The organism is Lysobacter antibioticus HS124 (genome assembly GCF_000336385.2).
Taxonomy (GTDB): Bacteria; Pseudomonadota; Gammaproteobacteria; order Xanthomonadales; family Xanthomonadaceae; genus Lysobacter; species Lysobacter firmicutimachus.
In genome coordinates, this window is record NZ_HG424560.1 from 1 (window position 1) to 5,375 (window position 5,375).

General features: G+C 67.7%; 4 protein-coding genes. 2 read left to right on the forward strand and 2 right to left on the reverse strand.

What is annotated here, in order from left to right; genetic code table 11:
• Positions 1–192 precede the first annotated feature (192 nt).
• Positions 193–1,149: a mechanosensitive ion channel family protein gene (locus tag TX83_RS18945; protein WP_064749551.1), complete on the reverse strand. Its 957-nt coding sequence runs from the start codon at positions 1,147–1,149 to the stop codon at positions 193–195.
• A 7-nt stretch (positions 1,150–1,156) separates the two neighbouring features.
• On the reverse strand, positions 1,157–3,535 hold the full coding sequence (gene ppsA / locus TX83_RS18950) for a phosphoenolpyruvate synthase (RefSeq protein ID WP_064749552.1): 2,379 nt from the start codon (positions 3,533–3,535) through the stop codon (positions 1,157–1,159).
• A gap of 132 nt (positions 3,536–3,667) precedes the next feature.
• Between ppsA and ppsR the strand changes: the two genes are divergently transcribed.
• A complete protein-coding gene (gene ppsR, locus TX83_RS18955; protein ID WP_064749553.1) occupies positions 3,668–4,489 on the forward strand; it encodes a posphoenolpyruvate synthetase regulatory kinase/phosphorylase PpsR in 822 nt (273 codons plus the stop codon).
• A 251-nt stretch (positions 4,490–4,740) separates the two neighbouring features.
• Positions 4,741–5,277: a DUF1249 domain-containing protein gene (locus tag TX83_RS18960; RefSeq protein WP_064749554.1), complete on the forward strand. Its 537-nt coding sequence runs from the start codon at positions 4,741–4,743 to the stop codon at positions 5,275–5,277.
• Positions 5,278–5,375 lie beyond the last annotated feature (98 nt).

Sequence of the window (5,375 nt, forward strand, 5' to 3'; positions counted from 1 at the left end):
ATTGGCGACGGCCCGGTCGCCTCTGCGCGTCCCGCGGTCGCGACTTGCGTCGCTCCTACCCCGGGCTGGCTCTTGTAGGAGCGGCGTGAGCCGCGACAACCGCAGCGACGTGCGCAAGCGCAAGCCACCGAAGCCCGGCCTACCAGGCGGTCGTGACCGATCGCGGGGCCGACGGGAAAAGCTGCCCGCCGCTCAGGGCTTGGGTTTGCCGGCCGGGGCCGGCACGTCGCCGTCGTCGGCGATCGACTGGGTCAGCAGCTCGGCGAGCGGGCGGCCGTCGGCGTCGTGGTGGTAGACGTGCAGGTCGCGCTGCGGGTAGGGGATGTTGAGGCCCTTGCCGATCAGCTCGTTGCGGATGCCTTCGACCAGATCGCTGCGGGTGCGCACCAGGTTGGCGGTCTTGACCCAGGCGCGCAGCTCGAGATTGACGCTGCTTTCGGCCAGTGCGGTCACCAGCACTTCCGGTGCCGGGTCCTGCAGGACGTTGGCGTGCCCCTTGGCCAGGCTGAGCAGGGTGTCCTTGGCGGTCTTGAGGTCGTCGTCGTAGCCGACGCCGACGGTGAGGTCGATGCGCCGCTTCGGGTTGGCGGTGAAATTGATGATCGCCGCGGTGGTGATCAGGCTGTTCGGCAGCACGATCACCCGGTTGTCGATGGTGCGCAGGCGGGTCTGGAACACGCGGATCTGCTCCACCGTGCCCTCGACGCCGGCGGCCTGCACATGATCGCCGGCGCGGAACGGGCGCAGCACGATCAGCATCACCCCGGAGGCGATGTTGGACAGCGAGTCCTTCAGTGCCAGGCCGATCGCCAGGCCGGCGGCGCCGAGCACCGCCAGCACCGAGGTCATCGGTACGCCGATCTGCTGCAGGGTGGCGACGCCGACCACCACCACCATCGCCGCGTAGGCGATGTTGCGCAGGAAGCCGCGCAGGGTGACTTCCATGTTGGCGCGGGTCATGACCCGCTCCAACGCCCGCGACAGGCGCTTGGCCAGCCACAGGCCGATCAGCAGGATCGCCAGGGCGCTGAGCAGGGTCAGGCCCTTGCTCTGCGCCCAGGCGAGCAGCTTGTCGAGGTCGAAGCCGCTGGTTTCCAGGCCCAGCAGGGACTTGGGCACCAGCGCCTGCACCGCGTCCTGTTCGGTCATCGCCGGATCAGGCCTTGGCCTTCGCCTTGGCCAGGCGCAGCCAGGTGTCGACCACGGTGTCCGGGTTCAGCGACACCGACTCGATGCCCTGGTCCATCAGCCACTCGGCCAGGTCGGGGTGGTCGCTGGGGCCCTGGCCGCAGATGCCGACGTACTTGCCCTTGGCGCGCGCGGCCGAGATGGCCATGGCCAGCAGCTTCTTCACCGCCGGGTCGCGCTCGTCGAACAGCTTGGCGACGATCGCCGAGTCGCGGTCCAGGCCCAGGCTGAGCTGGGTCAGGTCGTTGGAGCCGATCGAGAAGCCGTCGAAGATCTCCAGGAACTCGTCGGCCAGCAGCGCGTTCGACGGCACCTCGCACATCATGATGATCTGCAAGCCATTCTCGCCCTTGCGCAGGCCATTCTTCTCCAGCACCTCGATCACCCGCCGGCCCTCGTCCAGGGTGCGCACGAACGGGATCATGATCCAGCAGTTGGTCAGGCCCATCTGCTCGCGCACCTTCAGCACCGCCTGGCATTCCAGGGCGAAGGCGTCGGAGAACGAGGGATCGACGTAACGGCTGGCGCCGCGGAAGCCGATCATCGGGTTCTCTTCGTGCGGCTCGTAGCGCGAGCCGCCGATCAGGTTGGCGTATTCGTTGGACTTGAAGTCCGACAGGCGCACGATCACCGGGTGCGGCGCGAACGAGGCGGTAATGGTGGCGATGCCTTCGGCGAGGCGATCGACGTAGAACTGCACCGGGTCGCCGCCGTAGCCGGCGATCTTCTCGTCGATCTTCTTCTTGGTCGCCGCGTCCTGCGCCGAGTACTCGAGCAGCGCCTTCGGGTGGATGCCGATGTGGCTGGCGATGATCATCTCCAGCCGCGCCAGGCCGACGCCGGCGTTGGGCAGCATGGCGAAGTCGAACGCGCGCTCCGGGTTGGCGACGTTCATCATCACCTTGAGCGGCGCCGGCGGCATCTTTTCCAGGTCGGCGACGTGGCGCTCGAAGGGCAGGGCGCCGTGGTAGATGTAGCCGGTATCGCCTTCGGCGCAGCTGACCGTGATGGTGTCGCCGTCCTTGACCGTGTCCAGCGCGTTGCCGGTGCCGACCACGGCCGGCACGCCGAGCTCGCGGGCGATGATCGCCGCGTGGCAGGTGCGGCCGCCGCGGTTGGTCACGATGGCGGCCGAGCGCTTCATCACCGGCTCCCAGTCGGGGTCGGTCATGTCGGCGACCAGCACGTCGCCGGGCTGGACCCGGCTCATGTCGTCGAGGCTGCGCACCACGCGCGCCACGCCGGTGCCGATTTTCTGGCCGATCGCGCGGCCTTCGGCGATCACTTCGCCGCGCTTTTCGAGCTGGTAGCGCTCGATCTGGGTCGCCTTGGCGCGCGACTTCACCGTTTCCGGGCGCGCCTGGACGATGAACAGCTTGCCGCTGACGCCGTCCTTCGCCCATTCCACGTCCATCGGGCGGCCGTAATGCTTTTCGATCACCAGCGCCTGCTTGGCCAGCTCGTGCACGTCGGCGTCGTCGATCGAGAACTTGACCCGCAGCTCGGCCGGGGTGTCCTCGGTGCGCACGCGCTCGCCGGGCTGGTTCGAATAGACCATGCGCAGCTGCTTGGCGCCGACCGAGCGGCGCAGGATCGCCGGCTTGCCCTGGGCCAGGGTGGGCTTGTAGACGTAGAACTCGTCCGGGTTCACCGCGCCCTGCACGACCATCTCGCCCAGGCCGTAGCTGGAGGTGATGAACACCACGTCGCGGAAGCCGGACTCGGTGTCCAGGGTGAACAGCACGCCCGAGGCGCCAACGTCGGAGCGCACCATCAGCTGCACGCCGGCGGACAGGAACACGTCCTCGTGCTTGAAGCCGTGGTGGACGCGGTAGGCGATGGCGCGGTCGTTGTACAGGCTGGCGAAGACTTCCTTGACCTTGTGCACGACGTCGTCTTCGCCGGTCACGTTGAGGAAGGTTTCCTGCTGGCCGGCGAAGGAGGCGTCGGGCAGGTCTTCGGCGGTCGCCGAGGAACGCACCGCGACCGCGACGTCGCCGCCGCCGTTCTCGCTGCACAGCTGGCGGTAGGCGGCGCGGATGTCCCGGTCCAGCTCGGGCTGCAGCGGCGCGTCGATGACCCAGCCGCGGATTTCGCCGCCGGCCGCGGTCAGCTGCGGCACGTCCTCGACGTCCAGCGTGGCCAGCTTGTCGTAGATGCGCTGGTGCAGGTTGTTATGGGCGATGAAGGCCTTGAAGGCTTCGGCGGTGGTGGCGTAGCCGCCCGGCACCGAGACGCCGAGGTTGGACAGGTGGCCGATCATCTCGCCGAGCGAGGAATTCTTGCCGCCGACCCGGGCCAGGTCGTCGAGGCGTAGCGCATGCAGCCAGAGGATGTTCTCGTTCAAGACACACAATCTCCGAGGGGGGCGGGGACGCGTTCGCGGCCAAGACCGCTATGATCGCCCGGGCGTCGGGTGCATACAAGCTTGATCCGGCGGGCTTTTTCGTATTGGCGCACTACCCAGACGAGGTGATCGATGGCCGGGACCCGACCGGTTTTCTACGTTTCCGACGGCACCGGCATCACCGCCGAGACCATCGGCCACAGCCTGCTGACCCAGTTCACCGAGACCCGGTTCGTGACCGACCGGATACCGTTCGTGGACAGCGTGGATCGGGCCCGGGAAGTGGCGGCCAAGATCCGCGAGGCCGCGGTGGAGTACGGGGTGCGGCCGGTGGTGATCAATTCCTGCATGGACGGCGAGGTCGGCGCGGCCCTGGCCGAGAGCGGGGCGCTGATGCTGGACGTGTTCGCGCCGTTCATCGAGCCGCTGGAGCGGGAGCTGCACGAGACCCGCCAGCGCCGGATCGGCCAGGCCCACGGCCTGGTCGACTTCGAGACCTACCACCGCCGCATCAACGCGATGAATTTCGCCCTGACCCACGACGACGGCGCCAGCATCGACTATGCCGAGGCCGACCTGATCCTGGTCGCGGTGTCGCGGGCCGGCAAGACCCCGACCTGCGTCTACCTGGCCCTGCATTACGGCGTGCGCGCGGCCAACTATCCGCTGACCGAGGAAGACCTGGAGCACGACCGCCTGCCGCCGCGGCTGCGCCCCTACCGCAACAAGCTGTTCGGCCTGACCATCGACCCCGTTCGGCTGCAACAGATCCGCCAGGAGCGGCGGCCGAATTCGCGCTATGCGCAACTGGAAACCTGCAAGCGCGAGGTCGCCGCGGCCGAGATGATGTTCCGCGCCGAACGCATTCCGACCTTGAGCACCACCCACACCTCGATCGAGGAGATCTCGAGCAAGGTCATGACCACGCTCGGCATCCATCGCGAGATGTTCTGAGCGGGCAGGGCGCGGGCGGGTGCGCGACGCGCATTCGCCCGCGCTTCGCCGCGGCGGACGCCGGTCCGCGCATGCGTCGGCGCGCCGATGGGCGAGCGTGGAAGCGGAGGGAAGGTCGATGCTGAACGGGGCCGCCGCACGGGGCCGCTCGGCGATTCGCCGGAGCATCGCGAAAGAGCCTATAAATTAAGGGTTTTTCGCGATTCCGTCAATCCTGCCGCGAGCGCTTGCGGACGTGTAGGATCGCGAGCATGACCTCGTCCGCTTCCCGTCTCGCGCGCATCCCTCGGCTCAGCCGCTTCGGCTGGCTGATGGGCTTGTACGCGGAGAACCATGCGCGCCTGCAGCGCCTGTTCGCACCGGCCGAACTGGCCCGCGGCACGTATCTGTCTTCGGTCGGCGACGGCCTGGATCTGCGCCTGGACGTGCTGGAGCAGCACCGCTACACCACCGAGCTGCGGCTGACGTACGCGCTGCAGGATCCGTTGACCGGCGAACCCGATCCTTCCGCGTTTTTGCGGCTCTATCACGACGCGCACCAGGTCGAGGCCACCCATTGCTACGTCGGCCGGCGCTGGCAGGACGTGATCGGCATGTACCCGCCGCCGGCGGAAGTGATCGGCCACCGCATGCGCATGAATACTTTCCTCGGCAAGTGGCTCGAGTATCTAGCCGAACGCGGTCATGGCATGACAAGATTGCGCCCCGTCGAACTCGACCCGGCGTCGCCCGATCCGATCGGAACAGGCCTCGCGGGAGAGGGCAAAAATTCAGCGATGACCGCTTGACGACTTCGCTGAACGCCCGCTAAGATGTTCGTCTTTCCAGCACAGTGGGGCCATAGCTCAGCTGGGAGAGCGCTACAATGGCATTGTAGAGGTCGCCG